Source organism: Streptomyces sp. NBC_00102 (assembly GCF_026343115.1).
Lineage (GTDB): Bacteria > Actinomycetota > Actinomycetes > Streptomycetales > Streptomycetaceae > Streptomyces.
On the sequence record NZ_JAPEMC010000001.1, the window covers coordinates 4,754,498 to 4,780,319 of the forward strand.

24 protein-coding genes are annotated in these 25,822 nt (G+C 71.5%); 19 read left to right on the forward strand and 5 right to left on the reverse strand.

The genetic code is table 11. From position 1 onward, the window contains the following. The first annotated feature begins 141 nt into the window (after positions 1-141). Positions 142-1,227, forward strand: coding sequence for a hypothetical protein (locus OHA55_RS21320; RefSeq protein WP_266708668.1), 1,086 nt, complete (start codon positions 142-144; stop codon positions 1,225-1,227). A gap of 151 nt (positions 1,228-1,378) precedes the next feature. Continuing rightward, the gene (locus OHA55_RS21325) at positions 1,379-2,593 is read left to right on the forward strand and encodes a hypothetical protein (RefSeq protein ID WP_266708670.1); all 1,215 of its coding nucleotides are present in this window, start codon (positions 1,379-1,381) and stop codon (positions 2,591-2,593) included. A 42-nt stretch (positions 2,594-2,635) separates the two neighbouring features. Here the strand turns inward: OHA55_RS21325 and OHA55_RS21330 are convergent, their stop codons facing one another. Beyond that, positions 2,636-4,753 carry a prolyl oligopeptidase family serine peptidase gene (locus tag OHA55_RS21330; RefSeq protein ID WP_266708672.1) on the reverse strand — a complete coding sequence of 706 codons (2,118 nt, stop codon included), beginning with the start codon at positions 4,751-4,753 and terminating at the stop codon, positions 2,636-2,638. Between the two features lie 214 nt (positions 4,754-4,967). Here OHA55_RS21330 and OHA55_RS21335 point away from each other — a divergent pair, with 214 nt between their 5' ends. From OHA55_RS21335 to OHA55_RS21365, 7 genes are all read left to right on the forward strand, one after another. After that, positions 4,968-5,162, forward strand: coding sequence for a hypothetical protein (locus OHA55_RS21335; protein WP_266708674.1), 195 nt, complete (start codon positions 4,968-4,970; stop codon positions 5,160-5,162). A 184-nt stretch (positions 5,163-5,346) separates the two neighbouring features. Next, complete coding sequence (gene mshB, locus OHA55_RS21340; RefSeq protein ID WP_266708676.1) at positions 5,347-6,267, forward strand: N-acetyl-1-D-myo-inositol-2-amino-2-deoxy-alpha-D-glucopyranoside deacetylase; 921 nt, start codon at positions 5,347-5,349, stop codon at positions 6,265-6,267. After that, on the forward strand, positions 6,264-6,743 hold the full coding sequence (locus tag OHA55_RS21345) for a DUF6113 family protein (protein WP_266708678.1): 480 nt from the start codon (positions 6,264-6,266) through the stop codon (positions 6,741-6,743). Before mshB ends, OHA55_RS21345 begins: the two co-directional genes overlap by 4 nt. Positions 6,744-6,918: 175 nt before the next feature. After that, positions 6,919-8,982 carry a hypothetical protein gene (locus OHA55_RS21350; RefSeq protein WP_266708680.1) on the forward strand — a complete coding sequence of 688 codons (2,064 nt, stop codon included), beginning with the start codon at positions 6,919-6,921 and terminating at the stop codon, positions 8,980-8,982. Between the two features lie 185 nt (positions 8,983-9,167). Further along, entirely contained in the window at positions 9,168-10,103 is a 936-nt protein-coding gene (locus OHA55_RS21355; RefSeq protein ID WP_266708682.1) for an ABC transporter ATP-binding protein, read from the forward strand. A gap of 143 nt (positions 10,104-10,246) precedes the next feature. Beyond that, the gene (locus tag OHA55_RS21360) at positions 10,247-10,933 is read left to right on the forward strand and encodes an ABC transporter permease (RefSeq protein WP_266710869.1); all 687 of its coding nucleotides are present in this window, start codon (positions 10,247-10,249) and stop codon (positions 10,931-10,933) included. Then, entirely contained in the window at positions 10,930-12,153 is a 1,224-nt protein-coding gene (locus tag OHA55_RS21365; protein ID WP_266708684.1) for a sensor histidine kinase, read from the forward strand. The genes OHA55_RS21360 and OHA55_RS21365 overlap by 4 nt, the downstream gene beginning before the upstream one ends. 62 nt (positions 12,154-12,215) lie before the next feature. Here OHA55_RS21365 and OHA55_RS21370 read toward each other — a convergent pair whose 3' ends face one another. Beyond that, positions 12,216-12,647, reverse strand: coding sequence for a MerR family transcriptional regulator (locus tag OHA55_RS21370; protein WP_266708686.1), 432 nt, complete (start codon positions 12,645-12,647; stop codon positions 12,216-12,218). A 268-nt stretch (positions 12,648-12,915) separates the two neighbouring features. Here OHA55_RS21370 and OHA55_RS21375 point away from each other — a divergent pair, with 268 nt between their 5' ends. From OHA55_RS21375 to OHA55_RS21385, 3 genes are all read left to right on the forward strand, one after another. Beyond that, complete coding sequence (locus tag OHA55_RS21375; protein ID WP_266708688.1) at positions 12,916-13,656, forward strand: MBL fold metallo-hydrolase; 741 nt, start codon at positions 12,916-12,918, stop codon at positions 13,654-13,656. 174 nt (positions 13,657-13,830) lie between these two features. Further along, positions 13,831-14,442, forward strand: a complete 612-nt coding sequence (locus OHA55_RS21380; protein ID WP_266708690.1) for a DNA-binding response regulator — start codon at positions 13,831-13,833, stop codon at positions 14,440-14,442. A 523-nt stretch (positions 14,443-14,965) separates the two neighbouring features. After that, entirely contained in the window at positions 14,966-16,012 is a 1,047-nt protein-coding gene (locus tag OHA55_RS21385) for a MarR family transcriptional regulator (protein WP_266708692.1), read from the forward strand. Positions 16,013-16,480: 468 nt separating this feature from the next. On the opposite strand, the gene OHA55_RS21390 is transcribed toward OHA55_RS21385, so the two are convergent. The 3 genes from OHA55_RS21390 to OHA55_RS21400 form a co-directional block, all read right to left on the reverse strand. Then, positions 16,481-16,927: a hypothetical protein gene (locus tag OHA55_RS21390; RefSeq protein WP_266708694.1), complete on the reverse strand. Its 447-nt coding sequence runs from the start codon at positions 16,925-16,927 to the stop codon at positions 16,481-16,483. After that, positions 16,924-18,072 (reverse strand): methyltransferase type 11, encoded by a 1,149-nt coding sequence (locus tag OHA55_RS21395; RefSeq protein ID WP_266708696.1) that lies wholly within the window; start codon positions 18,070-18,072, stop codon positions 16,924-16,926. The genes OHA55_RS21390 and OHA55_RS21395 overlap by 4 nt, the downstream gene beginning before the upstream one ends. Positions 18,073-18,183: 111 nt before the next feature. Further along, positions 18,184-18,411: a hypothetical protein gene (locus tag OHA55_RS21400; RefSeq protein ID WP_266710871.1), complete on the reverse strand. Its 228-nt coding sequence runs from the start codon at positions 18,409-18,411 to the stop codon at positions 18,184-18,186. A gap of 134 nt (positions 18,412-18,545) precedes the next feature. Between OHA55_RS21400 and OHA55_RS21405 the strand changes: the two genes are divergently transcribed. The 7 genes from OHA55_RS21405 to OHA55_RS21435 all read left to right on the forward strand — a co-directional run bounded on the left by OHA55_RS21405 (position 18,546) and on the right by OHA55_RS21435 (position 25,734). Further along, positions 18,546-19,385 (forward strand): helix-turn-helix transcriptional regulator, encoded by an 840-nt coding sequence (locus OHA55_RS21405; RefSeq protein ID WP_266708698.1) that lies wholly within the window; start codon positions 18,546-18,548, stop codon positions 19,383-19,385. Further along, positions 19,382-19,591 carry a DUF397 domain-containing protein gene (locus OHA55_RS21410; protein ID WP_266708700.1) on the forward strand — a complete coding sequence of 70 codons (210 nt, stop codon included), beginning with the start codon at positions 19,382-19,384 and terminating at the stop codon, positions 19,589-19,591. The genes OHA55_RS21405 and OHA55_RS21410 overlap by 4 nt, the downstream gene beginning before the upstream one ends. 727 nt (positions 19,592-20,318) lie before the next feature. Further along, complete coding sequence (locus OHA55_RS21415; RefSeq protein WP_266708702.1) at positions 20,319-21,569, forward strand: CdaR family transcriptional regulator; 1,251 nt, start codon at positions 20,319-20,321, stop codon at positions 21,567-21,569. A gap of 262 nt (positions 21,570-21,831) precedes the next feature. Beyond that, the gene (locus OHA55_RS21420; RefSeq protein WP_266708704.1) at positions 21,832-22,662 is read left to right on the forward strand and encodes an alpha/beta fold hydrolase; all 831 of its coding nucleotides are present in this window, start codon (positions 21,832-21,834) and stop codon (positions 22,660-22,662) included. A gap of 151 nt (positions 22,663-22,813) precedes the next feature. Then, complete coding sequence (locus OHA55_RS21425; RefSeq protein ID WP_266708706.1) at positions 22,814-23,653, forward strand: AraC family transcriptional regulator; 840 nt, start codon at positions 22,814-22,816, stop codon at positions 23,651-23,653. Positions 23,654-23,762: 109 nt separating this feature from the next. After that, the gene (locus OHA55_RS21430) at positions 23,763-24,488 is read left to right on the forward strand and encodes an alpha/beta fold hydrolase (RefSeq protein WP_266708708.1); all 726 of its coding nucleotides are present in this window, start codon (positions 23,763-23,765) and stop codon (positions 24,486-24,488) included. A 718-nt stretch (positions 24,489-25,206) separates the two neighbouring features. Next, positions 25,207-25,734, forward strand: coding sequence for a hypothetical protein (locus OHA55_RS21435; protein WP_266708710.1), 528 nt, complete (start codon positions 25,207-25,209; stop codon positions 25,732-25,734). The last annotated feature ends 88 nt before the right edge of the window (positions 25,735-25,822 follow it).

Below are 25,822 nucleotides of genomic sequence, written 5' to 3' on the forward strand. Positions count from 1 at the left end.
AGCAAACAGACACAGGAGCTGTCCCCGTAAAGGGTGATTCGGCGGGGCCTGATTCTCACGGAGTGATACACCCCTCGTGCAACATCCGTAACGCCGGTGATACTGCGGCGCGTTGCTGAATGTGGGGGAAGGTGACCGACCGTGCTGCCTGAACTCGGCCACGATGCCGTACGGGTCTACGCCGCGCTGTCCGCGGGGCCCAGACCGGCGGACCGACAGCTGTGCGAGGACGCCGGTCTGACGAGCTCCGCACTCGAAGACGCACTGGAGACCCTGCTGTCGCTGCGGCTCGTCACCCGGGGCGAGGGCCTCTGGAGCGCCGTCGATCCGAGGGCGGCCGCCGGTGAGCTGCTCGACCCCGCCGAACGCGAACTGCGCGAGCGGCAGGAGGCGGTGGACACCGAGCTCCGGCGGACGCGGGCCATGCGCCGCACCCTGGCCGAACTGCGGCCCCTCTTCGACGAGGGCCGCAGACACCGCGACCGCGGCCGGGGCTTCGAAGTCCTCCAGGGCCGGGCCGCACTCGACGCCGCGCTGCTCTCGGCCGTCTACGAGGCACGGGACGAGGTCCTCACGGTGCGCCCCGGGCCGGACGCGGGCGAGGCCGCCCTCGCCGACACCGCCGTCCGGCGTGACCTCGCGGCCGCCGGGCGCGGTCTGCGGCTGCGCGGCCTCTACCAGCACTCGGCACGGGCGAGCCTGGTGCTGCGGGCGCACGCGGCCCAGGTGGCCGAGTCCGGCGGCGAGACACGGACGGTCCGCGAGCTCCGCGGCGAGATGACCCTCGTCGACGGAGAGGTGGCGTTCCTCCCCGACACCGCGTTCCCCGGCGACACGGTCGTGGTCAGGGACCCGGCCGTCGTGTGCCAACTGCGCGGGCTCTTCGAAGCGATGTGGCAGACGGCCTCACCGGTGTGCTCCGAAGAGCTGGGTTACGGCGGGACGATCGACGAAGTCCACCGCGCGGTGGCCCAGTTGCTCGCGGAGGGACTCAAGGACGAGTCGGCGGCACGCCGGCTCGGTGTCTCGGTGCGCAGCTTCCGCCGCCATGTGGCGGGCCTGAGCACCAGCCTGCGGGCGACGAGCCGCTTCCAGACGGGGGCGGCGGCCGCGCGGGCCGGGCTGCTGCACGACTCGCCGCACGAGGGCCTGACGGCAGGCCGGAGCATCGTTAACAGTGAGGCAACGCGCCCGTCGCCACACCGATATACGGACGTCGCACCATGAACAGCGTACGGCCGTGCGGGTGCCGTGGACCGGCCGGGACGACTTCGCGTCGTGCCGGCCGGTTTCCCGTTTCCGGACGCCCGGAGCGCGGGGGAAATGCCCCGCGCGGGGCCCCTTGCCGGGTGGTCCGGGGCGGTGGAGTATCGCTCGCGTGACACTCACACGGGGCGCACGCATCACCGGTACGGCCCTCAGCGCCGTGCTCGCACTGATCACCGCCGGCTGGATCGTCCGGGACCTGCGGGCCCTCGGCGGACCGGGCCCGCTCTGGGACTTCTGGTCGGGAGTGCCCGAGCGCTTCCCCGGCGCGGTGCCCACCACCACCGGCGGGGCCCTGGTCCTCCTCGTCGTCCAGGCGGCCACCGCCTTCGCCGTGCGCCGCTCACCGGCCGCCGCCCCCGCGCTCGTCGCCACCGGCGTGACCACCCTGCTGCTCAGGCTCCCCGGCGTCTGGATCATCGGCGCCTCGTGGATGGACGGCCGCTACCCCGACGAGCTGCGCACCCGTGCGCTGATCAGCACCTTCGTCACCCTCGCCGTCTCGATCGCGATGATCGTCACCGCCGCGGCCGGCCGGCGGCCCGCCCGGGAGACGGGGCTCCCCGCGCCGGTCCGGCCCGCTTCGGGCCCCGCGGTCACCGCCTTCCTCACCCTCGGCTCCTCCGGCGCGGTGCTGATCGCCTGGGAGATCCGGCAGCTCTTCATCTATCCGGACGAGGTCTACCCCGACTGGTACCTCGGCGGGCGGGTGGTCGGCGCCATGCTCGTCGACGTACCGGCCGGCTGGTCCACCGCGGGCGTGGCGCTGCTCGCCCTGTTCGCCGCCGCCGCAGGGCTCGCGCGCGCGGCGCACTCCCGGCCGTTCGGCACGGTCGCCGCGGCCTTCCTGGTGTTCTCCGGTGGTCTCGGCATCGCCCGGGGCGTCCGGCTGGATCTCTTCCAGGACTACTCCGGCCTCGGTACGGAAGGGCAACTGGCCCTGCTGTCCTGGGTGTTCCTCGCGCTCGCCGGTATCGCCGCGCTCATCGCCACCGCCCGCCGGGGCGTGCCCGCCGAGGACGGACAGGGCTGGGGGCCGGGCGCCCCGGGGTACGGCTACCCGCCGCCCGGCGCTCCGGGCCGGGCACCCGGTTACGGCTACCCGTACCCGTCCTCGTTCCCGGGTCCGGATTCCGGATACCCGTCGACCCCCGGGACCCCGTACTCCCCGGCCTCCGGCTCCTCGTACCCGGGCGCCCCCGGCTACGGCTACCCGCCCGCCGGGCAGGGCTCCGGGCAGGACGCGGCCGAGGAACCCGGGTACGGCCACCCGCAGGGCGGGGGCTTCGGACCGCCACCGCCCTCGTCGCCGCCGCCCGGCTGGTGAGCCGGGCCGGGCAGGCGCCCGGCGCCCGCCCGGCCGGAGCCGTCAGAGGCCCAGCGACCGCTTGAGGAAGTCCACCTGGAGCAGCAGCAGGTTCTCCGCCACCTCCTCCTGCGGGGTCATGTGGGTCACCCCGCTCAGCGGCAGCACCTCGTGCGGGCGGCCCGCCGCGAGCAGCGCGGAGGAGAGCCGCAGGGTGTGCGCGACCACCACGTTGTCGTCGGCCAGGCCGTGCACGATCATCATCGGCCGTACGGTGTCGGCGGGTTCGGACAGCCCGTCGTCGGTCACCAGCGAGTTGCGCGCGTACACCTCGGGCTGTTCGGCGGGGTCGCCGAGGTACCGCTCCATGTAGTGGGTGTCGTAGAGGCGCTGGTCGGTGACCGGGGCTCCCACGACCGCCGCGTGGAACACGTCCGGGCGCCGCAGTACCGCGAGGCCCGCGAGGAAGCCGCCGTACGACCAGCCGCGCATCGCCACCTTCGACAGGTCCAGCGGGAAGTGCCCGGCCAGCGCGTGCAGGGCCTCCACCTGGTCGTCCAGGGTGAGGACCAGGTTGTTGAGCACGGCCTTCTCCCAGGCGGGGGAGCGGCCCGGGGCTCCCCGGCCGTCCGCCACGACCACCGCGAAGCCTTGGTCGGCGAACCACTGGGAGGTGAGGTGGGCGTTGTACGCCGCGACCACCCGGCGGCCGTGCGGGCCTCCGTACGGGTCCATCAGAACCGGAAGCGGACCGTCCGACTCCTGGTAGCCGGTGGGCAGCAGTACGGCGCACGGGATGCGCCGCGCGCCCCCCTCGGTGAGGGTGAGCCGGGGCCGCAGTCCGGGTTCCTGGGCGTGGTTCGCCACCTGGGCGACCTGCTTGCCGTCCCGCAGGACGCGCGCGGTCGCGCCGGGGTGCTCCAGGGAAGTGGAGAGCAGCACCGTGAGAGGGCCGGAGCGGACCGCCGAGTGGACACCCACCCCCTCCGACATCCGTTCGACGCCCAGTTCGCTCACCCGGTACACATGGCTCTCGCCGATCTCCGGTGCGGCGGCCTCCTCGCCCGCCACCGCCTGCACCAGGACGTCGGACTCGCCGACGTCCAGGACCGCCTGGAGGTGCAGTCGCGCCCCGGTCAGGGCCCGGTCGCCGACGTGCAGGACGCGCGCCCCGCCCTCGTCCGCGATCCGCACGAGCCGCCCGTCCGGCGTCCAGGCGGGCACCCCACCGAAAAGATCAAGCCACGCCGGGTCCTCGTCGGCGTGCACGGTCCGGGTCGCCCCGGTCGCCGGGTCCACCGTCAGGTACCGCTGGCCACGCTGGTCGCGGGCCTGTACCAGCAGCAGCGGCGCACCCGCCGACGACCAGTGCACCCGGGCCAGATACGGGAAGCGCGCCCGGTCCCACTCCACCTCGGTGCGCCCGCCGGCGAGGTCCATGACGAAGAGCCGGACCTCCGCGTTGGGCGTCCCGGCCGCCGGGTAGGCGACCTCGGCCGGCTTGCGCTCCGGGTGCGCCGGATCGGCGATCCACCAACGCCGGACCGGGCTGTCGTCCACCTGGGCCACCAGCAGCCGGTCCGACTCCGGCGACCACCAGAAGCCCCGGTCGCGGCCCATCTCCTCCTGCGCGATGAACTCCGCGAGCCCGTAGGTGAGGTGCTCCCCCTCGGGCTCGGCCACCGCCCGGTCGTCCGTACCGTCCGAGCCGACCACCCGCAGCGCGCCCCGCGCGACGTAGGCGACGTGCCTGCCGTCGGGGGAGGGGCGGGGGTCGATGACCGGCCCCGGGACCGGCAGCGCCCGCGCGGTGCCCGCACGCAATTCGGCCACGTACACCTTGCCGGAGAGCGCGAAGGCGGCCAACTCCGCCTCGGCGTCCAGCGCGTACCCGACGATGCCGGTGCCGCCCTCACGTGCGCGTTCGCGTCGCGCCCGCTCCTGGGGCGAGAGCTTCTCCGCCGAACCGGCCAGCAGCGCCTCCGGGTCGGCGGCGATGCGCTCCTGGCCGGTGGAAAGGTCCAGCACCCACAGCCTGTTGACGGGATCCGTGCCGGAGGAGGAACGCAGGAAGACCACCCGCGTCCCGTCAGGTGAGACGGAGAAGGCCCGGGGCGCACCCCGGGTGAATCGTTGGGTCCGGGCGTGCTGACGGGGAAAAGACAGCTTCTGCGAGGTCATGGGCCGAAACCTAGCCCGGGGGCGGCCGTCCGTGCGCCCCTCGTGCTGCCGTGACCCGGACAATGCCCTGGCACGGATAGTTATGATCCGTAGCGCTCGGTGGGTAGGAACCTGCTGGGCTCTCTACTCCTGCCCGATCGCTGTCCGTTCAGACCCGATGTGTTCGACCCGTCCCGATGTTCCGTCGCGACCGTACTGATGGAGGTGAACCGCCGTGGCACTCTCGATTTCGGCGGTAGTGCTGCTGGCGATCGTCGTCTTCCTGCTGATCCGGAAATCCGGACTCAAGGGCGGACACGCGGCGATCTGCATGCTGCTCGGGTTCTATCTGGCGAGTTCTTCCATCGCCCCGACGATCGCGGACCTCACGTCGAACGTCGCGGGCATGATCGGCAGCATCAAGTTCTGACGCCCGGCGAGGCCGGCCCGGGGCTCCGTACGGGCCCCCGGCCGCCCGGTGTGCGTACGAGGGCCCCCACGCGCGCGTGAGGGCCCTCCGGCGCGCGTGGGGCACCGCACCGTCCGGCTCCCCGGAGGTGTGAACCGAGGGCGGCGACGCACCGAGGGGGAGCGGGGCTCGTAGGGTGGTCCTCATGAAGGACCTTCCCGCCCGCCGTCTGCTCCTGGTGCACGCGCACCCCGACGACGAGTCGATCAACAACGGCGCCACCATGGCCAAGTACGTCTCCCAGGGCGCCCACGTCACGCTGGTGACCTGCACCCTCGGCGAGGAGGGCGAGGTCATCCCGCCGTCGCTGGCGCACCTCGCGGCCGACCGGGACGACACCCTCGGCCCGTACCGGGTGGGTGAACTCGCCGCCGCCATGAAGGAACTGGGGGTCACCGACCACCGCTTCCTGGGCGCCCCGGGCCGGTACCGCGACTCCGGGATGATGGGCACCGAGCAGAACCACCGGCCCGGCGCCTTCTGGGACACCGCGGTGGACGAGGCGGCCGCCCCGCTGGTGGACGTCATCCGCGAGATCCGCCCGCAGGTCCTGGTGACGTACGACCCCGACGGCGGCTACGGCCACCCCGACCACGTCCAGGCGCACCGGGTGGCGACCCGTGCGGCCGAGCTCGCCGCCGACCCCGGGTACGCGGGCGGTTCCGGCACCCCGGACGCGCCGCACGCCATCGCGAAGATCTACTGGAACCGGACCCCCCGGCCGGTCGCCGAGGAAGCGTTCGCCCGGCTCCGGGCCGAGGCGCCCGGGGTGTTCGCGGAGATCGCGGAGGTCGACGACGTCCCCGGGGTGACCGAGGAGTCCGCGATCACCACGGAGATCGACGGCTCGGCGTACGCGGAGGCGAAGGCGGCGGCCATGCGGGCCCACGCCACCCAGGTCGCCGTGCACGGCCCCTGGTTCGCCCTCTCCAACGACAAGGGCCAGCCGCTCTTCACCACCGAGTACTACCAACTGGTCCACGGCGTCGCCGGAGGCGGCGGGGCGCGCGAGGAGGACCTCTTCGCGGGTCTGCCCGAGGCCGCCGTGACGGGGGACCGGTCATGAGCGGCAGGAAGAGCCGGGACGACCGGGCCCGCGCCGAGGCCCGCGCCCCGCGCACCAACGCCCCGCCCCGGGCGCCCGAGCCCACCGGGATGGCGGCCCCGCTCAACCCCCGCAGGATCGGCGCCTACCTCGGCCTCGCGGTCCTCGGAGCGCTGGTGCAGCTGGCCGGTTCACTGGTTCAGGGGGCCTGGTTCCCCGGTGGCCTGCTGCTGGCCCTGGCCGGCGGCGCGGGTGTCTTCTACGGCGGCCGCCTTCTCACCCGCACGCAGCTCGGCGCCCTCGCGCCCGCCGCCGGGTGGCTGGTCGCGTTGTTCGTGGTGCTGGCCGGACGCCCCGAGGGAGACGCCCTCTTCGGCGGCGGCGACGAGATCGCCCTGGCGCTCTTCGCCCTCGGAGGGATGGTGGTCGCTGTGATCTGCGCCACCTTCTCCGGAGGGCCTCTTTCGGCCAACGACCAGGAACGTTCAGGCCGGTGACATGCCTTGAGCGGCAGCTCACGGGCGTCCACGGGTGTGAGGTGGCGGTGGAGGTTTCCACCGGGCGTGAAACGCCCGTGCGCGGCGGCCAGTATGGTGGTGCGCGCGCCGAGCCGTCCCCTGGCCTGCGGCATGGGGGAAGTACGGGCGGCGGAGCCAATCGGGAGAACCTGCTTTGAGTCGTGAAACTGACAGTTCGTCCTCCGGGCCCCAGGGGCGCGGTGGTGCCGCCTACCCCTCGGGCACGCCGCCGTACGGATCACGCCAGTACCCGTCGTTGCACCCGACGCAGGACGGCGCGGAATCCGCACCCGAGCCCACCCCGGATTCGCCGCGGTCGTCGCGGCCCGAGGAACCCAGGACCGAGACGACCCTGACGACGCGCATCCGGATCAACATCCCCGGGTCGCGGCCGATCCCGCCCGTCGTGATGCGTACGCCCATGGCGGAGGGCGACAACGCCTCCGACCCCGAGCGCACCGCCGTCACGCCGCTTCCCGGTCCGGGAGCCCCCGCCTCCGGGCAGCAGGCCGGCGAGTCCGCCACCGACGCACCGGGCGGAGGTGCCGCCGAGGAGGCGCCGGCCGAGCCGCCCGCCAAGGAGACGCCCACCAGCGACTGGTTCGCCCCGCGCAAGACCCCGGCCGCCCCCTCCGTGCTGGACGCCCCGAGCGGCCCCGCCGGCGGAAGTGTGCCGGGCCCGGCAGGGGCACCGGCGGGAGCGGACGCGCCGACCGGCCCGCGCGCCGGGTCGCCGTACCTCTCCGACGGCCCGCAGGACGGCTTCCCCGCCGGTCCCGCGGCCGGCCGGAGCGCGCTGGACAGCATCGACGCGGACCTCGCCGACTCCGGCCGGCCCACGCCGAACCCCGGGGTACGCACCCCCGGCCCCGCGGGTTCGACCACCGGACCGGGTGCGGGTACCGCCAGCTTCCCGTCCGGCCCCGGAAGCCCCATCGGCCAGGGCCGTCCCGGCCTCACGGTTCCGGGCGTCCCGAACCCGTCCGGGGCACCCGGCCCGCAGGGCGGCCCGGGTGGTCCCGGTGCCATGGGCTCCGCGCCCCGGCTCTCCGACGACACCGCGATCCTGACGCCCCAGGTCCCCGCACCCACCCCGGGCGGCGGTCACGTCTCCGGCGACACCCTCACCGGTGGCATCCCCGTCGTGCCCGGCGGCGCACGGCCGTTCCCGCCCCGCTCCGAGGGCCCGGACGGCCCGGCGCCCGCACCGCAGGGGCCCTCGGGTCCCAGCACCCCGCGTCCCGCCGCGCAGAACGCCGCGCCGGCCGGCAAGGGCCGGTCCAAGACGGTCCTGCTCGGCGCCGCGGTCGTCGTCCTGGCGGGCATCGCCTACGGCGCGGGCCTGCTGATGAACCACTCCGAGGTTCCCAAGGGCACCACGGTCCTCGGCCTGGACATCGGCGGCGGCACGAAGACCGCGGCGGTGAGCAAGCTCGACGCCGAGTTCGGCAAGCGCGCCAAGGCGCCGCTGAAGCTCTCCGTCGACGGCAAGCAGACCGAACTCTCCCCGGAGAAGGCCGGCCTGCAGCTGGACAGCGTGGAGACCGTGCGCGGCGCGGCGGGCAGCGACTACAACCCCGTCTCCGTGATCGGCTCCCTCTTCGGCGGGGCCCGCCCGGCCGACCCGGTGATCCCGGTCGACGAGGAGAAGCTCGCCGCGGCGCTCAACGCCCTGTCCGGCGTCTCCGGTTCCGCGACCGACGGCACCATCAAGTTCGAGCCGAACAAGGCCGAGCCGGTGCCGGGCAAGGCGGGCAAGGGCATCGACGTCAACCAGTCGATCGTCGCCGTACGGGACGCCTACCGCGCCCAGGTCCAGACGGGCACCGCCGCCGTCGTGGAACTGCCGGTCGTCACCCGGCAGCCCACCATCACCCAGGCCGAACTCGACCGGGCGATGAAGGAGTTCGCGGAGCCCGCGATGTCCGACCTGGTCACCATCGAGGCCGGCGGCAAGCAGATCCAGTTCGGCCCGGCGCTGTCCCTGCCGCAGATCCTGTCGATGAAGGCGGTCGACGGCAAGCTCGTGCCGTACTACGACAAGAAGGCCATCGAGACCCTCTGCGACGGCGTCTTCGACGGCGTCATGGCGACCAAGGCCGACGGCAAGCAGCACCAGGTCGGACCCGACGACGTGGCCAAGGCCATGCAGCAGGCGCTGCTCGGCAAGACCACGGCCGAACGCACGGTCACGATCGACCTCACCGGCCAGGGCTGACGCTCCGCTTCGCCCCCGCCGTACCGCGCACCGCCCCGTCCGGGTCTCCCGGGCGGGGCGGTGCGCGTGTGCGGGCCTCCGCGTCCCGCCCGCGCCCGTGTCACGCACCCGGTATGACATCTGTCATCCCGGACACCAGCCCGCCGTCCCTGCCGCCCGCACCCCGCGTCGGCCAAGCTGTAGCCATGACAACGACAGCCATCGGAGCGACCGCCGCAGCCACGGCCGTGGTCAGTTTCGACCAGGTGAGCAAGGCGTACGGAGACGTGCGCGCGGTCGACGGACTCCACCTCGACCTGCACCCCGGCGAGACCGTGGCGCTGCTCGGCCCCAACGGTGCCGGGAAGTCCTCCACGCTGGACCTGCTGCTCGGGCTGCGTACGGCGGACAGCGGTACGGTCCAGGTCTTCGGCACCACGCCGCAGGCGGCCATCGCCGCCGGGCGGGTCGGCGCGATGCTGCAGAGCGGCGGGCTGATGGAGGACGTCACCGTCGAGGAGATCGTCCGGCTCGCGTGCAGCCTGCACCCGCGGGCGTACCCGGTCGGTGAGGTGCTGGCGCGGGCCGGCATCGCGTCGATCGCCGGCCGCATGGTCAACAAGCTCTCCGGCGGCCAGGAGCAGCGGGTGCGGTTCGCGCTCGCCACCGCCGGGGCCAACGACCTGATCGTGCTCGACGAGCCGACCACCGGCATGGACGTCACCGCCCGCCAGGCCTTCTGGGCCACCATGCGCGAGCAGGCGGACCAGGGACGTACCGTCCTGTTCGCCACCCACTACCTCGAAGAGGCCGACGCGATCGCCGACCGCGTCCTCGTCCTCCACAAGGGCCGGCTGCTCGCCGACGGCACCGCCGCCGAGATCAAGGCCATGGCGGGGGTCCGCCGGATCTCGTTCGAGCTGGAGGGCCCGGTCGACGAGGCGGCCCTGCGCGCCCTGCCGTTCCTCTCCGCGCTCGACATCAGCGGCGACCGGGTACGCATCCAGTCGCGGAACGCCGACGCGACCGTCCACGCGGTCTACGGCCTCGGCCTCTACCCGCGCGCACTCGAAGTAGCCGGACTCGGCCTGGAACAGGCCTTCGTCGCCATCACCGAGGCCGAGGAGGCCCGCACCTCATGACGAACACCACCAGCGCGACGACGCTCACGGGCGGGACGAGTGCCGCGGGCGCGAAGGACCGGAGCCGGGTGAACCGGGCGAACCTCTTCTCCGGGGTGCTGATCCGGCTCGAAGTGACCCGCACCCTGCGGAACAAGAAGTTCATGTTCTTCTCGGTCCTCTATCCCTCCGTGATCTACCTGGCGGTCTCCAGCACCCAGAACACCACGGGACTGGTCCCCGGCACCCGGCTGACCATGCAGGCCTTCTTCATGGTCGCGATGGGCTCCTTCGGCGCGCTGACCGCCGTACTCATGGGCAACAGCGAACGCATCGCCAAAGAGCGCGAGAAGGGCTGGGTACGCCAGCTCCGGCTGACCGCACTGCCCGGTCACGCCTACGTCCTCGCGAAGATCGCCAGTGCCGCGATCGTCACCCTGCCCTGCATCGTGGTCGTGTTCGTGGTGGCCGCCGCGGTCAAGGGCGTACGGCTGGAGGCCTGGCAGTGGTTCGCGCTGACCGGGGTCATCTGGGCCGGATCGCTCGTCTTCGCCGCCCTCGGCGTGGCCATCGGCTACCTGGCCAGCGGCGACGCGGTGCGCCCGATCACGATGATCATCTACTTCGGTCTGTCGATCCTCGGCGGACTCTGGATGCCCAGCTCCACCTTCCCCGAGTGGCTCCAGAACATCTCCCGCTGGCTGCCCACGCACGCGTACGCCGCACTCGGCCAGGCCATCGAGACCGGCGGGGCTCCGCACTCCGGGGACGTCCTCCTGCTCTGCGTCTACTTCGTGGTCTTCGCGGGCGGCGCGGCCTGGCTCTACCGGAAGGACACCCTGAAGGCGTGAGCGACGACGTCACGGGGGTGGGCATCGGGCGCCCGCCCGTCACCCGCCGCCAGACAGCGACGAAAATGTTCTGGATCTGTGTCTGGCTGGCGTTCATGAGCGCCCCGGTCTCCGACCTCGCGGACGGCCACCACACCCCGTGGGCCACGGCACTCGGCTGCCTCGGACTGGCCGCCTTCGGGGCCGTGTACCTGATGCTGGTCTTCCGCCACACGTCGCGCTCGCCGAACATCACCCGGGCCGGGTGGACGGTCGCGCTGCTCACCGCGTGTGCCACCGTCCTCAGCCTGACCCTCGGGCCGTCCTGGCTGGTGCTCTTCGTCTACGTCAGCGTCTCGGCCGGGGCCGTTCTCCCGCTACGCGTCGCCGGCCGCGTGATCCCCGCCCTGACGGCCCTGATGGCCGGGCTCGGCCTCGCGCGGGGCGCCGAGGACGCGGGGAGCCTGGTCCTCGGACTGCTGCTGCCCGCACTGCTCGGCGGGTTCGCCATGACCGGCGTACGCCAACTGGTCCGTACGACGGTCGAACTGCGCGAGGCCCGCGCCACGGTCGCCCAACTCGCCGCCAACGAGGAGCGGTTGCGTCTCGCCCGCGATCTGCACGACCTGCTCGGCCACTCGCTCTCGCTGATCACCCTGAAGAGCGAACTGGCCGGGCGGATGCTCCCCGGCCATCCCGAACAGGCGGCCCTGCAGGTCGCCGACATCGAACGGGTCAGCCGCCAGGCACTGGTGGACGTACGCGACGCCGTCACCGGCTACCGCAGGCTCACCCTCCCCGGCGAACTGGCGGGAGCCCGTACGGCGTTGGCGGCGGCGGGTATCACCGCCGCCGTCCCCGCCGACGCTCCGGCCACGGGCACCCTGCCCGCGGGCTCCGAAGAGGCCCTCGCCTGGGGGCTGCGGGAAGCCGTCACCAACGTCGTACGCCACAGCGGGGCCAGGACCTGCACGGTCACCCTCGCCCCCCGGCAGACCCTGGCCGGCCGGTTCCTCGAACTCGTCGTCGTGGACGACGGACGGGGTGGGGCGGGCATCCCGTCCGGTATCGCGTCCGCGGCCGATACCGGCATCACCCCCGGCAACGGTCTCACCGGCCTGCGCGAGCGCCTCGCCGCAGTGGACGGCACCCTCACCGCCGGGCCCGCCGACACGGGCCGGGGCTTCCGGCTCACCCTCAGTGTCCCGCTGGACACGAACGCGGCGGGTGAACACGCTTGAAGGCTGTCCCGCCTGTCCTACCTGTCCCGCCCGTCCTACCCGTCCTACCCGTCCTGCCCGTCCTACCTGTCCCGCCGGTCCGAAAGCGCCCGCTGGGTGATCGCCGACCGCGCCCCCCGTTCCACCAGGGCGGAGCACTCCGGGCAGTCGGAGACGACCGGGTGTACGCAGTGCACCAGGTGGGCCAAGTACCGGTCGGCCAGTTCGAGGTTCGCGATGTGTTCGGCGATCCGGGCGCGCTTCGCGTCGATCAGACCGATGCGGTCGGCCCGTTCACCCGAGGCGAGTTCACCGATTTCGGCGAGTGAGAGCCCGGCCCGCTGACCGATTTGGATGAGGCGGGCCCGGCCGACTGTCCGGTCGTCGTAGACGCGATGCCCGGAGGGCAGCCGTCGAGGGGTGAGCAGCCCGATGTCCTCCCAGTGGCGCAGGACATGGGTGGCCACCCCGAGCAGGGCAGCCGCACCGCCGATCTTCCACTCCACTGCGGGCATCGCACTCCTTTACTTCAGGTCGGCCTGAAGTTATACCGTCCCGTCATCGAACGCACCACCCGATGGCGAGAGGGACAAAACTGCTGTGTCCGACGCTGTGAAATCACCGACGCTGGCCGCATGCTGTGGCGCGGTCGCGAGCCTGGCCACGGGACTTGTCCGTCCCCGACGCCCCGACCAGCGGTTTCTGAACGGCCTGACCGACGCGGGGCTACCGGACACGGCGGTGTCGGTCACGGTGTCCGTACTTCGGCAGGTGCCACGGTCCGTGCCCACCGCACTGATCGTGGAAGGGTTACGGCAGCCGCGGCGCATCGAGAATTCGCTGCTGTCGTTCGTGATCACCCACCCGGAAGCGACGTTCATCGTGGATCCGGGTGTCTGTCTGGATGTCGACAGCCGCGCCGTCGCGGAGTTGCCCGCGTTCCTGCGGTTCGCGGTGCGTCCCCCGGCCGACACCGTCGCCACCGTTACCGCGCTGCGTGAGCGGCCGGGTCCCAGCCTGGATTTCGCGCTGCCGACGCACGCGCATTGGGACCACGTGTGCGGACTCCTCGATCTTCCCGAACTGCCGGTACATCTGCACCGCCGCGAACACGACTGGGTCGTGGGAGGCTCGATCGCGCCCGTTGGCGGTGTCCGCGAGGCCCTGCGCGGCCGGGGTGTTGTCCAGTACGAACTGGACGGCCCGCCGATCCTCACGTTTACCGCCAGCCACGACCTCTTCGGTGACGGTTCCGTCGTGCTCGTCGACCTCGCGGGACACACCCCTGGCAGCGTCGGAGTCCTGGCGCACACGGCAACGGGCTGGGTGCTGCTCGCCGGTGACGCTGCCTGGCACACCGACCAGATCGACCTCATCCGGCAGAAGGCCGGCTACCCCGGCGAGCTCGCCGACGAAGACCGGCACGAGACCTTCCGGACGCTGCACCGTCTGCACGCCGCCAGGGGCCGAGTCACGATCATCCCGACGCACGACCATCGCGCGGCCCAGCAGTTGCCGACCTGATCACTCGGAGGGACTCCCGCGGGAACACCGACTGTCGGCCGGTGCACAAGGCCGATCCGATCCCGGTACTCCTGACCGGCGGGCGAGAAGCAGCGGCTCTGTTTCCCGGACTCTCGCCCGCCGGACAACACCGCCCTCGACGAACCTGCGCGGTGCAGCACTAAAATTCCTGGAATGAGCGTGATCCGACTCCTCCTCGCCGAGGACCAGTCCATGGTGCGGGAGGCCCTCGCCGCGCTCCTCGGGCTCGAACCCGACATCGAGGTGGTGGCCCAGGTGGCGCGCGGCGACGAGGTCCTCGACGCCGCACGCGCCCACGCGGTCGACGTGGCCCTCCTGGACATCGAGATGCCGGGCATGACCGGCATCGAGGCCGCCGGAGTGCTGCACCGAGAACTCCCGTCCGTGAAGATCGTGGTCGTCACCACCTTCGGCCGCCCCGGCTACCTCCGCCGCGCCATGGAGGCGGGCGCCGACGCGTTCCTGGTGAAGGACGCGCCCGCCGCCCAACTCGCCGCAGCGGTACGGAAGGTGATCGCGGGGGAACGCGTCATCGACCCGGCCCTGGCCGCCGCCGCGCTCGCCGAGGGCGCCAACCCGCTGACCGAACGCGAACGGGACGTGCTGCGCGCGGCGGCGGACGGCTCCACCAACGCGGAGATCGCTCGGGCCCTCCACCTCTCGCACGGCACGGTCCGCAACTATCTTTCCACCGCCATCCAGAAGACCGCCGCCCGCAACAGGGCCGACGCGGTACGGATCGCGGCGGACAAGGGCTGGCTGTAGGCCGCCCCGGTTCCGGGAGCGGCGCCGGTCCCGGAGCTCGGGTCTCGGGTCTCGGGTTCCGAAGCTCGGAGTTCGGGTCCCGGGTCCCGGAGTTCGGGTCCCGGAGCTAGGAGCTCGGGGTTCGGGTCCCGGGTCTCGGAGTTCGGGTCTCGGGGTCCGGGATTCGAGCTTCGCTGTGGGGCTATCACTCGTTCGAGGGACTGGGAGAGGTGTGCGGGCCGACGCTTGAGCTTCGGGATTCGGGGGTCGGGATGCGAGGTCCGGGATTCGAGCGGTGTTGTTCATCCGGGAGGTAGGTAGGGGGGTTTGAGGAAACCACCCCACCCCCCTCCCACCCCGTCACGATCAGCAAGTATGACTAATGGTGAGCGAGTTGCGGCGGAGAGTCACGCATGCTTACGGTGCCCTCAACGAAACGACCCCGACGCGGTGTTGTCGCACCAGGCCGGGGTCTCACCAAAAGATCGCACGCAAAAGGAAAGACGATCTCGTGGCTATCCAGCACTTTAGCCCTGCCCCGCCCATGCCCGCAGCTTCGCGCCCGTACCGCCGGGCCAACAACGGCTACGGCAAACAGTCCGTGCAGCCCGCCTCCGGCCAAGCCTCGCCCGGCGCCGGTGACTTCGCGTTCCTGCCGGAGCGCGAGCGGTACGTCGCCGCCTATGTCGATCACTTGCCCGAGGGTGCGGCGATGGACATCAAGTCGCTGGCCAAGGACCTGCCCCTGTACGGCCAGATGGCCATCGGCACCGCCTTGCGCGCGCTCGGTGTGGCCGGCCACCTGCGGCGCGTACGCAGGCAGGTGGAGGGGGAGGGCGCGTGCCGGTGGGTGACGCTCACCTTCTGGTCCCGTACGGCCCACGACAACGAGTGGTGGACCGCCCGACTGGAAAGCGCGGCTGCCGCCTCCGAGCAGCCCGGCGCACCCTCTGTCGAGCCGTGCCCCACCACCGGGCCCGACCCCGTAGTCCCCAGGCAGCGCACCGCCGAGTCGGCCCCCGGCCGGTCTTCGGCCCCGGACCAGCCGTCGGAAGCGGTCAGCGCGGCCGACCCGGGCCCGGACCGGCCGGTGCCCCCGGCGTCCCCGACGTTCCCGGCGCCGTGCAGCGCTCCGGTCGTCGCAGCACCTGCCGCCCCACCCGTTCCTGAAGCTCTCCCGGCAACCGGTGCGCCTGCGGCCGTCGCGGGCCCCTCGCCCGCCTATGTCGCCCTGGCCGAACTGGGCCGCCGTGAGCCGCGCTTGACGCTCTCCGCAGCGGACTGCGAGGTCTTGGAGCCGCTCGCCGCCGCCTGGTTCGCACGCGGCGTCAGCGCCGGGTACCTGACCTCGGCGCTCACCGCTGGGCTCCCCGAGCAGGTCGGCTCGCCGGTCGGGCTGGTGCGCCGCCGCCTCACCGACAAGATGCCGCCCCGGATGTCCGCGACCCCCACCCCGCCGCCGCCCCCGGCACCGGGCGCCCCCGCCGCTCCGGTACGCGGGCTCCTGGTCGAGTGCACCGACTGCGGGCGCCCCGCCCGCGCCGAAGCACTCCCGGACGGCCTCTGCGCCCCCTGCCGCACCGCCCACTAGGCACCGCAACCCACCGACCCGGATGCGGCCCCGGTGTCGGCCCCGGCCCAGGTCGAACGCGACGTCCCGGCCCTCGTCGCCGGTCTCCGCAACCTGATGCGCACCCCCTGAACCCCGCCCGGCGCCCGTACCCGGCCGCCGCGACACCAGGAACGCGCCCTCGGGGCGGAGACCGAAGAGGCGGTGTCGGCCCAGCCGGCCGCCGATTCCGCCCTCGGGGGCGAGGGTGTCGACCTGGGCGAGGTCCTCGGGGGTCAGCACCAGATCGGCTGCGGCGAGTCCGTCGGCGATGGCCGCGTTCGCGTCGAAGTTCTCCGGAGCCCACCAGGCCGGTCGCTGACGGAAGTCGTCCGCGTCGTAACTCTCGGGCGGCTTCGCGGAGAGACGGGCCGTAGCCGACCGCGGTGTCCATCGTCGCGGCCGTGCAACGCCTCTTCCCGGCCGCTTCGGTCTGACCGGTCCTGCCCTTCAGTCGGCGGGGGTCTCCTCGCCGGGTGCGCCGCCGTCCTCCGTGGTGTCGATGATCTGCCAGGAGTGCGCGGAGGGATGGTCGTCGAAGAGGCCGCAGGCGTCGTCGGGTTCGCCGGACCGCTCCACGGAGTGCGTGCACCAGAACAGCATCACGCGGTACATGTGGGTGTCGGTCCAGCGCACCCAGAGCCCGCCGCCGAGCCGGTCGTCGTCCCACAGCAGCTCGGCGTGCTCGTCCCGGTGGCCCTCGGCGAGTTCGCAGCGCAGCGGCCGCCCGGGTCCCACGGGGGTGACCGCCTTCGCTCGTACGGGCTGCGGCGGGGGCGGCAGCAGGGCGGTGGCAGGGCAGCGGTCCCTGAGCGCGCCGTCGGCGTCGTCAGCGCCCTCGGTGTTCCTCGCGTCCTTCGCGCCGTCCTCCGCCCGGCCCGGTCGCGGGGTGCTCACCGGTCACCGACCGAGGTGTGCCACTCGCCCCGGGACAGGTGGACGACCCCGTCCGGGGTGATGAGGACCCGCGCTCCGAGCAACGGCAGCGAGCCTTCCGTGTTGAGCCGGTGCCGCAGGCGCTCCAGTACGTCCCACAGCCGCCGGGGGCCGCTCTGGTGCACGGTGGGCGGGTCGGCCGACTCGGCGGACGCCCGGGCCCACGAGCCGTCCGGGTGCACCAGGTACGCGGTACGCGTCGCGCCCCGGGTACCGAATCCGAGCTCGACCCCGGGCGCGGTGACCTCCAGCATGGACCGCAGCTCCCACGCGTTCGCCACGTCCACCACCGGATAGCGGCCCGTACTCACGTCGTCCCCGTCCGCCTCGTGGGCGTGGGCCAACAGGTCGGTGCGGCCGGGCGGGTAGTCGTCGCCCGACCGGGTCTCCATGAAACCGGCCATGGCCCGCTCGACCTGGCCCACCACGTCCCCGTTGGCGCGCTTCCACCCGGTGACGACCAGGGTCGTACGGGCCAGGGTCATGGCGAGACGCCCGCCGGGCACGAGCGCGGCCAGCACCGGGCGGAGCCCGGGGCCCGGCGGCAGCCCGACCGTGGACACGATCCGCTCGTACGTACCCGGCACGTGCTCGGTCGCGTCGGCCGTCAGCATCGTCGGGTGGTACCCCAGCCCCGCGAGCCGCTCACCCGCGACCGAGGTGAGGTAGGGGTCCACGTCCAGGCTCGTCACCTGCTTGTCCCCGACGCGGAACGACGCGTACGCGGTGAGCCCGCCCGCCCCCGTGCCCAGATCCAGCAGCGGAAGCCCGTCCCCGAGCCGTGCGTACCTGAGCATCTGGACGGTGAGGCTCGGCAGCGTCGCCGAGGACGTGGGCAGGCCCTCCGGACGGTCCTCGGGCGTGGCGTGGTCGGCGTGTAAGCCGCCCACCCGTGTCACCAACGACCGGTCCGCGTACGCCGCTTCGGCCCAGGCCGCCGGGTCGCTCGCCCCGTCGCGCAGCGACCAGGCCCCCGTCCCGTCCGGCTCCCACCAGCGGGGCACCAGCCGGTGACGGGGTACGCGCGCCACCGGCGGGAGCCAGCGGGACACGGGGTCCACGGTGTCGGTGGCGAGTTGCTCCGCTTTGGTCTGCCAGTTCTCCATGAGGTCGGCCTCTCGTGGGTCGGGGGGTGGTCCTGCTGTCGGTGAGTCGGCGGTGGTCCGGTACGTGGTCCGCGTCCGCCTTGTGCCGCGTGCCCAGCCGCGTCGGCCCGGTCAGAGCGTTTCGCCCCGACTCCGGGCGTTGCAGCGGGCGTTCTCGGCCCGCAGCCGCTCCATGGGGCTCGCCGGGCGTACGTGCTCGGGCGCGGCCTCCCATTCGAGCCCGCCGGCGAGAGGGCGTATGGCCCAGTAGGGGCCGGAGAGTCCACGGAATTCACCGACACGGTCCTGACGGCTCGTGTCGACCATCACCGCACCGAGGTCGGGAGTCTGGAAGCCCATCCCATTCGGACTGACGTTCTCTCCGGACACCTTTCGCTCCTCTCTGTAGTGAAACCACTACGGGGGGTCCTCAGGGTGTCCTAGAGTCAACTTCCCTTCAACTAGCGAGATTCGAAGGAAGAGGAGGCCCCGGCATGGTCAACCGCTTGGAGCTGAACCCCGAAGCCAGCCCGCGCGCGGCATACGGTGCGCGTATCAGACGGATGCGGGAGAGGCGCGGGTGGAGCCAGGAGGAGCTGGCGTCCCATCTGTCATATTCCAGCCAGCATATTTCCGCGGTGGAAACTGCTCGCAAACCGCCAACCCTCCGCTTTTCACGGGAACTCGACGCCGTATTCGGTACGACTGGCGGGGCGGAGTCGTTCGAGAGCGAGTGGCGCGAAATCCGGCACGGTGTACTGCTGGAGGGGTTCCCGGAGTTTGTCGCCTACGAGGGGCGGGCGGTGGAGATCCGGTTGTTCGAGGTGGGGATCATCCCCGGCCTGTTGCAGACGCCCGAGTATGCGCAGGTGCTGGCGGACAGCGCCGTGCGGAGGGGCGTCATCGCGCCCGAACAGGCGGACGAGCGGGTGGCGTTCCTGGCGGAACGGCAGGCGGCGCTGGTGCGGTCCCGGCCGCCCATGACGATGGTGGTGATGGACGAGAGCTGCATCCGCAGGCAGGTCGGAGGCGCCAAGGTGATGGACGCTCAGCTGGCGCACCTCGTCGAGTTCGCGGCGCTGCCGAACACCGTGCTCCACATCGCTCCCTACGGCATGGGGGAGCGCCGCCCCTTCGATCTTCCGATGAGCCTGCTCACGCTGGCGGACCTCTCCGTGATGGCGTACGCGGAGTCGCAGATGCGGGGGCACCTGGAGCGCGAAACGACTTCCGTACTGCCGCAGTTGGTGGCCTACCATCAGCTACAGGCCGAAGCGCTGTCTCAATCAGCATCGGTGGCCATGATTGAACAGGCACGAAAGGGCACCCCATGACGTCCGAGTCCCCCCGTTGGTTCAAGTCTTCCTACAGCAACAACGGTGGCCAGTGTGTCGAGGTCGCCGCCAACCTTGCCGCGACGCACAACGTCGTACCCGTCCGTGACTCCAAGGGCCCCAGCGGCCCGGTTCTGGGCTTCTCCACCACCTCCTTCACGTCGTTCGTGGCGAGCGTGAAGACCGGAGAGTTCGGCGCCGTCTGACCCTCGGCGTCGGGCCAACCGCATCAGGCAGAAGGGAGCCCCACCGTGCCTCGCATGGTGGGGCTCCCTGTTGTCCGGAAGCAGGTGGGCGCGTTTTCGTCTCGGCGGTGCCGATGTGGGCGGCCTACCATCACCACGCGAGACGCGCCCCGCGTGGCATCGCGTTTGAGGCGCCATGCCGCGTTCGGCGGGATTTCGAGTCTGGGCGTAGGTGCGGTTGACGGGGTCTGCTGGATGGGCGTGAGCATGCGGCCGGGTACCGGTCGCTGCGGTTGAGTCTGCCGACCTGCCCTGGGGCGAGCGCACCACTCCGACCTTCGTCTTCTTCGCCCCGTCAGGTCGCGGGACCGTTGGAGCCGTATCTTTCTGGCCCCCTCCGCACCCTCGCGGTGACAGGCGCCGACCGTCACTGCCCGGCAGACGGCTCGCGCGGCCGTGTGTGTCGGCGGCGACCGGGGGAGCAGCCGCACTCAGCAGCAGCTGGGCCCATTCCTGGCCGTCGGACCGCAACGCCCCCCGGACCGGACCGGACCACCGGAGCCAACGCCCGGCGCAGGCGTTCCGGCGCCGTCCGGTCGGGCGGCAGCTCCGCACTTCACTCACGTACAGACCGGAACAGAAGGTTTTATTTACGCCTTTCGGCACATGCGGCAGTCCGCAAAATGTTGAAAATTTGATCTCCTGGTTTCGCTCCTTGTAGAAAGGAGGCGTACTCAGGAGGAACACCATGTCGGAACGGATCCAGCGGGCACGCGGGGGCAGTGAAGCGCTGCAAGCGCAGGTGGACGAGCTCGCGGAAGAGCTGCGCCGGTCCGTCGTCCTGGACGATCCCCTGGTCCGGCTGATCTGTTCGAGCCGCCACTTCGGCGACGAGGACCCGGTACGCATCCGCAGCCTCTTGCAGGGGCGCGCGGACAATGAGCCCATCAGGTACATCCTCGACCTGGGTGTCGCCCAGTGGACCGCGCCCGGCTTCATCGAGGGCCGGGACGATCTCGGGCTGCTCACGCGCTACTGCGTGCCGTTGCGCGAGCGCGGCGTCCTGCTCGGACTGCTCATGGTCGTCGCACCGGGCAGGTCGTTGCCGGAGCACGCGACCGAGGCCATCGCCCGAGTCGTCCCAGCCATGGCCGCCCAGATGTACGCGGAACACCTGGCTGCGACCGCCGAGGAATCGGGCGAGCGGGAACTGCTTCCGGCGCTCCTCGGCCGGGGCGCGACGGCGCGTGCCACCGCGCAGCAGAAGATCGTGGACAGCGGGCTGCTCCGGAACACCGCCGAGACCGTCGTCACCCTCGTGCAGGTGTCCCGCTCCCCCGAGCCTCCCGGGCAGGTGGAGCTCGCCCTGCAAGGAGCGCTCGAAAAGTACCGCCAGACGCGGTGGGGTCAAGGCATCGTGGCCGTCGCCCCCGAGCGGGCGGTCCTGCTCCAGGCGTTCGACCGCCCGACGGATCCGCAGGACCTCGCCGACCAGTCCGCCCGCATCCTGGAGGCGCTCGGCACTTTTCTGGACCCCGCCGCAGCCCCCGTCATCGGCGTGGGCGGGCGTCAGTCAGGACTGGCTGACGCATGGATCTCGTACGAGCAGGCAGCCGTAGCGGCCCGGGCGGCGCGGCGGTTGCCACGACTGAAGGGCGCGGGGGACTGGGAGGAACTGGGTGAGTTCGCCGTGCTGCTCCAGCTTCCGGACCACACGCTCAACGAGTCCCTGCTGCCGAAGGCGTTGCGCGTCCTTCTCGGGCACACGGGCGGCGATCGGCTCGTGGAGACGCTGCGCACCTTCCTCGATCATGCCGGATCGATTCCCCGGACCGCGGAAGCACTACAGATTCACCGCACCTCCCTCTACTACCGGCTCCGGCAGATCCAGGAGATCACCGGGCTCGATCTGGACAGCGGAGCCGACCGGCTCGTCCTGCATACGGGCCTGCGCCTCCAGGACCTCCTCGCGTCCCCGGACGACGACGCGCGTGCGTGAGCACGGTCGGGCCGCCCGGGAGCGGGGCACTACAGAACGATGAAAGACCGACGCGGGCGCTACAGAGTGACGTGACATTCCTCGGCCGATCCCTACGGAGCGCGGTGGCGGTGGAGGGCTGCGGCCGCCGACAATGGTCACCACAGGGAGCTGACCAGCGTGTTTCGCTCCTGCCGGACATCAGGACGCCCATCGTGGAGGTCCCTTCCGCGATGGCCCCGGCGCGACGCTTCGAAGAAAGGCGGCACTGGACGTGCAACACATGACGACGAGTGACGGCGTGCGGCTGTCATACCGGGACAGCGGGGGCGAGGGCACTCCGCTGCTCATGCTCCACGGCTGGGGCCAGACCCAGGAGATGTTCCGGTACCAGTACGAGGGCCTCGCCCCGTCGCGACGCGTCGTCACCGTGGACTTCCGGGGGCACGGGCGGTCCGAGAAGCCGCACCACGGCTACCGCATCGCCCGACTGGCGCGCGACGTCCGTGAGCTCGTCGAGCATCTGGGGCTCGAACGGTTCGACGCCCTCGGCTGGTCGATGGGCGTCTCCGTGTGGTGGAGCTTCATCGACCAGTACGGAACCGGTGGGATCCGCCGGTTCGTCGCCGTGGACCAGCCGGCGGCCGTCGCCGCCGTTCCGTGGATGACGCCGGACGAACAGCGCGACTGCGGCGCGATCTTCGACGTCCCCGGACTGCTCGAACTCGGTGCCGCACTCGCAGGCCCGGACGGGGACCGGGTGCGTCACGACTTCGTACGCGGCATGTTCTCCGGTGACACCGACCCGGAGATCCTCGCCTTCGTGGCGCAGGAGATCACGTCTACGCCCGCCCACGCGGGCGTGCCTCTCCTCTTCGACCACTGTGCGCAGGACTGGCGGGACGTACTGCACCGCATCGACGTACCGAGCCTGGTGATCGGCTGCGACGGAAGCCACGTGGATCCCGCTTCGCAGCGGTTCGTCGCCGACGCTGTCCCCGACGCGCGGCTCCACATCTTCCCGGTGAGTGTGGCGAGTTCCCACTTCCCGTTCCTCGAGAACCCGCCCGCCTTCAACGCCGTGGTGGACAAGTTCCTGACCGAAGCCCCGTAGGCGCTTCTTCATCCCGTATCGGGCCCGGTCGCGCGGCGTCGGCGTGGCGTCGGATGCCCGTGTGGCGACGGCCGGGCCCCGCGGCCGAATCGCGGCCCGCGCACGGCCTCGCCCGTTCCTCAGTTCTTCGTAGGTACGACTGGAGTTCACCGTGACCGAGACGGTCATATCAGGCATGCCCAGAAACGCGTACGTGTCAGAGAAGGAACCGGCTGGAGATGCCGGCTTCGGGCACCCCAGAGATCTTCCCTGGCCGGCGGTCGCGGGCGAGACGGAGTGCCTCTACGTGGGGCTCTGCGTCAAGAGATCGAAGATGGTTTTCCACGGAGGCGTCGCTCGTGAGCTGGATTCCGGAGACCTGGTGGTCGCGGTCGGTGCGCGCGGGGAACTCCCCTTCGACCAAGATTTCGCGGTCTTCCGTATCTCCTTCGACTTCCTGGGTGTCTCCCGTCGGAGCCTCCATCGACTGGCCGAGACCCATGTCAGCGGTGGCTCCGGGATTGCGTCTCTGGTCTCCCAGTTCCTCGGCGTGCTCGTCGGAGAGGAGTTTCGTCATTCCGAAATCAATAGACGGCTAGCTGTCAACGCGGTGGATCTTATTGCGGCACTCGTGAGTGAACTGGTCGAGGACGATGATTCCGACGAAGAACTGGTACGCGAACAGACACTCGGCCGAATCAAGGCGTACATAGTTGAGAACCTGATGGATCCGGGGATATCGCCAGAATCCATCGCGCGAGCCCACTACATATCTGTGCGCTACCTGCACAAACTGTTCCAAAATGAGGGCGTCACGGTGAGTTCTCTGATACGGGAGCTGAGACTCGATGCCTGCCGTCGAGAACTCCGGATGTCTCTCAATCGCCGAAGGACCGTCGCGGCCGTCGCGCAGAGTTGGGGATTCATCAGCAGCTCGCATTTCAGTCGAGTATTTCGCCAGGCATATGGGGTGTCCCCCCGCGAGTGGCAGTCCTCGGGCCGGGAAGCCTGACAACCGACCCGTGCCGCCGACCGTCGGCAAACCGAACCATCTCCCCAAGCAGTCCGCGCGTCGTCGCGCACGGCACCCCACGCCTGCTCCACAGGAAGAGAACACAGCCATGCCCAAGCCCGCCACCACGCCCACGGTCATCCTGGTGCACGGCGCGTTCGCCGATGCCGCGAGCTGGATGGGGGTCATCGAGGAACTCCAGCGCGCCGGTATTGCCGTCGTGGCGCCCTCGAATCCTCTGCGGGGCCTGGCCTCCGACGCTGCGTACATCGCCTCCTTCGCCGCCCAGATCGACGGTCCCGTCGTGCTGGTTGGGCACTCCTACGGAGGTGCGCTGATCACCGTCGCCGGCGCCACCGAGAACGTCGTCGGCCTCGTCTACGTGGCCGGCTACGTGCTGGAGGAGGGCGAAAGCCTGGGCGAACTCCAGGGCCGCTTCCCTGAATCGCTCCTGGTCTCCCATCTGGAGGAGCGCATGTACCCGATCGAGGGCGGGGGAGCGGCGGCCGAGGTCACCATCCGCCGGGACGCCTTCCCTGCCGTGTTCGCCGCAGACGTGTCACCGGCCGTCACCCAGGTCCTGGCCGCTTCCCAACGCCCGCTCGCCGTATCCGCGTTCACCGAAAAGGCCTCAACGGCGGCCTGGCGCACAAAGCCTTCCTGGGCGCTGGTGGCCGCTGCCGACCAGGCCATCAACCCCGAGGTGGAGCGCTTCGGCGCACAGCGGGCCGGCGCTACGACCGTCGAGCTCGAAGGGGCCTCGCACGCGGTGGCCATCTCCCGGCCGAAGTCGGTCGCCGACCTGATCCGCGAAGCGGTGCGCACCCTCGCCTGAGTGAATACGCCCCAAGATCGTGGGTACCGCCTGCGTCGAGCGTCCCCCGTGGACGCCCTACCTTTCCGCACGTCGTGCCGGCCACCGGGGCCACCCCGTCCGAGTCACTCGCGCGGACCGCGCGCCACGTTCCTGTCGGACTCCGACATCCGAGCGCGGCCCGTAAATGCGTTCCGCTCACCGCGCCACAACGGAACCCGGCTTCTCGCCTCTCGATCTCGCGAGCAGGCTGGGAATGGCGCCCGTGCGCTCCATCCCCCCGCTTTCCGAAAAGCGGGAGACGTCCTGGATACGCTTCCGCCCGACGCCCCGCACAGCGGAGTCAGCTGGATTCAGTTGGAGTCAGCCGGGACTTCCCCCAACCTCCGCGGTACACCGCCGCAGGGTGTGCGCACTCCGGCCATCGAATGCGCCCGGCACCTGCGTAAGAGCTTGCCGGGAAATAACCTGCGGGTTCTGCGACCTGCGCTCGCAGGTCAGCGCACTGTTGGCCCACATGTTGTTCTCCGGCAAGCCCTAAGGGCTATCCCGTAAAACCCCTGCCGTCACCGAAGCGCTTTCAGGCCTGCGCATCCCTCCCTGGCCGAGGGCCCAGCAGCTTCCCGTCGCCCCTCCGAGCCTGTCCGAAAACGTCTTCTACGGTGGCGCCCGGCGAACGCAACCCCGACTTCTCGAGCCTCTCCACTCAGACTTTCGCCTGACCCGCAGGAGACGGACCATGCCGCCCACCCCGCCCATAGTGCTCAGCAACGCCTTCTACGCCTTCTACGACTTGCTCCGCCCGGCCTATTACGCCTACGCCGAAACGCGCCTCGCCCCGGAAGAGGCCCAGGTGGCCGTGTCCCACCTCTTCGACCTCGTCGCCGCCCACTGGACCACCATTGTCAGTGAGCCCTGCCCGACCGCCTGGGCCTGGAACCGCCACACCCGATCCGTCGCGCGCCGAAGCGGCCGCACCCTCACCCCGGCCCAGGACGTCTCGCTCCTCCACGACAGGCTCCTGCTGACCACCGATCAGATCGCCACGATCACCGGCGCCGAGACCGCCACCATCACCGCACTCCTGGCGGCTGCCCACCGCGAAGGGCGCCCGGCTACCCGTCCAGCGCGCTACGCGCCACCCGCACCCCCTCCAGCGCGCTTCGCGCCACCCGCACCCCGTCCGACGACCCACGCGATGGCCTTCGCCCGGGTGTCCCGGCCGAGCGGCACGGGGCATTCCGCACCCGAGTGCCTGGTCGGGTGATCGTCCGCCTGCCCGTGCTGAGACGTCGCCGTCCTGGCGTCCCTGCGCAGCGGACACTGGCGCCCGGAGTACATGGTGCAGGCCACGG